General features: G+C 62.0%; 3 protein-coding genes. 2 read left to right on the top strand and 1 reads right to left on the bottom strand.

Features of this window, described 5'->3' with window-relative positions:
- Positions 1 to 764, top strand: a 764-nt coding sequence (locus tag UK82_RS30455) for a polymorphic toxin-type HINT domain-containing protein (RefSeq protein ID WP_236706629.1), incomplete at its 5' end; no start/stop codon positions are given.
- A gap of 1,246 nt (positions 765 to 2,010) precedes the next feature.
- The gene (locus tag UK82_RS30465; protein ID WP_044886493.1) at positions 2,011 to 2,271 is read left to right on the top strand and encodes a hypothetical protein; all 261 of its coding nucleotides are present in this window, start codon (positions 2,011 to 2,013) and stop codon (positions 2,269 to 2,271) included.
- Between the two features lie 150 nt (positions 2,272 to 2,421).
- Here UK82_RS30465 and UK82_RS43670 read toward each other — a convergent pair whose 3' ends face one another.
- Entirely contained in the window at positions 2,422 to 3,300 is an 879-nt protein-coding gene (locus UK82_RS43670) for an ABC transporter substrate-binding protein (protein WP_052681222.1), read from the bottom strand.
- Between the last annotated feature and the right edge of the window lie 109 nt (positions 3,301 to 3,409).

Below are 3,409 nucleotides of genomic sequence, written 5' to 3' on the forward strand. Positions count from 1 at the left end.
GTTTTGACGGTGCCACCGAGGTCCTCCTGGCTGATGGCACCCGTAAGCGCATTGAGGAGGTGAAGGTCGGTGACCGGGTCCTGGCCACCGACCCGACGACCGGGCGTACCGAGGTTCACACCGTCACCGCGGTCATCGTCGGCCATGGCCTGAAGCATCTTGTCGATGTCACCGTGGCCACGGCGGATGGTCCACGAACCCTCACTGCGACCGATCATCATCCGTTCTGGGATGATGCCCACCACGGCTGGGTCGACGCCGACCAGCTCACCTCCGCCGACCGGCTGCGCACTCCCACCGGCGCCGACGTCCCTGTCACCGCCACCCACGACCGCGACCAGACCCGGACCGTCTACAACCTCACCGTCGACACCCTCCACACCTACTACGTCCTCGCCGGCACCACACCAGTCCTCGTCCACAACAGCGGCGGAAACGCCTCAATCGATGACAACCGACTGGCCCACGTCGAGTACCGGCACGGTCCGGGAGCTCGCGATCTAGCCATACGAGACGGCAGCCCCAACCTGCCTGGAGAGTTCAACGAGGATTTCATCTGGAACAGCGAGGATCAGCAGGTTCTCGGCGAAAATCTCCGGCGAGGCGTCGACAACTCGCCCGAGCTACCTAATCCCAACGGTCCTGGCCACCTACACCAGTATAACTTTGGACGCACGATTGGTATCAACGGTGCTGGAAACGAGACCAACGTTGCAGAAATCGTTGTGCGTGACGGAAGAATATGGACCGCTTATCCGAAATAGCGATCAAGCGTCCAGAAAGGGTTCCTTTTGTGACGNAGCGCATCTTCACCTGGACCAAGGTAATACATGGCTGGGCATCTTTTGAGCTGGCGAGCGAGGGTGTCGCTGCATATCGCACGACAGTCGGTGACTCGACGGACGTGTTCAGGGTACTTCTCGTCTCCATACTGGGAGTCCTGAACGGCGAGGAGCGCCAGGAGTGTTCCTTTGACAACGAGCCTGGCGAGATCCGGCTGGTTCTCGAATCGAGCCAACCTCTTCTGAACATACGAATAGAGAGGCACGATGAATGGGGTAAAGGCGCAGGCAAAGTTCAGTGGTCAGCCAGGAATATCGACGCCAGAGCGTTTGCGGCCGACGTCTTGATGTCCACTGTCGACCTGATGGAGAAGGCAGGGGTCAAACATTTTCAAGAGCTTTGGCCGGCCTACCCTTACCCGCAGGCCGAGGTCGACCAGGTTAAGCGAGTACTGGCCGTCTCCTGACGGGGGCCTGCGACTGTAAGGGCGTGTCTCACGTGGGCTGTCGGGATCTTGCCGGATGATGTGAAGCGCGAACGACCGCCCTGAAAGATCAAGAACGGACTGGGGAAAAGTGCAAAACCAGGGTCACTTGACGGACGAGGATTTTCGGGCGCTCGAGGACTTCGCCGAGCGTATCCGCGGAGAACTTCGGCTTGCCGGTCTACCGATCATTCACAAGGAAGGCGAAATAGTGGCCGGAGTCGAGGTTGCGAGCTCTTCGACGAGTTCAACTCCTTCCCAGAATCTCCTTGGAGCGGCGGATGAGCCACGCATTTCCACGCCTGGCGAAGTGGCAGATCGTCACCGCGGTCGTGATCGGCCACATGCCATACGGACTTAGGGCCCGAGTACCCTCCGGAGAGATCGGAGTCGTCGACCGGGTACTGATCAGCGATCTACCCATCGGTCTCTCCGAGTGGCCTGTTCTGGGCGATCAACTGACTTTGGTCTCGGGTGGGTATACCTCAGGTGGACAGTTGCGCCTCAGCGCCCGTACCTCCGACCTCGAGCTCGCAAGGACTCGATCCAGACACAAACCTGGGTAAGCGGAGGCTCCATGCGACGAGATCTGGGGAACCACTGAGCGAAGCGGCTGGTATTACAGTCTCAGTGACCGCAGCGGCACCCCGGGCCGGATCGAGACCTGAAGAGCCCCAACGAAGGGGGAAGTTCGACCCGGGAGAGGTCGGGACCTCGACCAAGGTTCGAGAGGGAGGCGGTGTATGGAGGACCGAGCGATAGTTCGGCCGGAAGACGTACACGGGCGGGCGGGTCTTGTCAGCTACCTGGAACACCTCGTCGCCGAAATTGAGACAGGGAAGATCGTGACGGAGAATCCCAGGACTCACATGTACATCGAGGCGGCATCAGCTTGGACCGACGGCCTGGATCTATGGCTCGAAGGTAAGGGCATCGGCCTATCTGAAAATCCGACCTGGCAGATAGTTGCCATGATATTCACCGCCGCCGTCTACTGCGAATAGCACGTCTGCCATTGACTCCCTGCGTAGGCCCGAGAGCGTTCCGTGTCGTGAGGTCGCGGGTGGCGGTGTCGCGGGTGGACACGGTGTGGCGGGGGGCGGGCCGGGGTCGTGGAAGCGGGGCCGGTCGGCGTGGACTCCCGGCCCCGTCACCTATGCGGGATTCTCGGCGTCGACGATCCTGGTCGCCTGTGCGTCGGTCAGGTTGTAGTGCAGGAAGTCGCGGAGGAAGGTCCTGGTCTCCTGAAGGATGTTCAGCCCGGAGAACTCCGCGGAATGCAGCGTCTTCGCCGCCCACCGGATCTGGAGGGCCTCCTCGATGCCGTACCGGTCCCAGTGCCAGCCGCCGGTCGGATTGATGTAGGCGCGGTTGTTGCGGACCGCCGGCTGGTTCTTCCAGAACGGATCCGTGGTCAGTTTCGCCAGCGTCTGCTGGCCGGTGTCGTTGCCGGTGAACGCACTGCTGGCGAGGATGATCACATCTGGATTCCAGCTGGCGACGGCCTCGGTGGTCGTCGGCCGGACGGTGCCCTTCACCTCGGCGGCGGTGCGGCCGTCGGCGGCGGTGCTCCACTCGTCGATGATGCTGTCGGTGCCGTCGACGACCAGCGGGTTCAACGAGTAGATGTGCAGCACCTTGGGCCGCTGCTCGGTCGGGATCGTCGAGCTCGTCGCGCGGATCTGGGCGAGCTTCGCGTCGAGATAGGCGTTGTAGCGCTGCGCCTGAGTCCTGGCCGCGGGCCCCAGCACGTCGGCGGTCGTGCTGACGACCTTCTTCAGCCCGTCGAACGTCTGGAAGGCCAGTTGGAGCGTGGGAACACCCACACTCGTCGTCTTCGCCTGAGTCTGGGTGCCCGTGTTGTTGAACAGCACGTCGGGATGTGTGTTCAGGAGTTCCTCGGTGTTCGCCGTCGTCGACGTGAACACCGTCTTCGCCTGACGCAGCGCCGGGTCGATCGTGTAGAGCCACGGTGCCGAGGACGGCGTCAGCACGGTCGCGACGATTTTGCTGCCACCGCCGAGTATCTGCACGACCTCGTTGAGCAGCNGGTAACTGGTCAGGTCTCGTAGATCGTTTGTTTTTCGTTCCCCGGCCGGCTGGGACGTTTTGATGGCTTGGCAGTCCTGGGGCGTTGGTGTG

This window comes from Frankia sp. ACN1ag (genome assembly GCF_001414035.1).
Lineage (GTDB): Bacteria > Actinomycetota > Actinomycetes > Frankiales > Frankiaceae > Frankia > Frankia torreyi.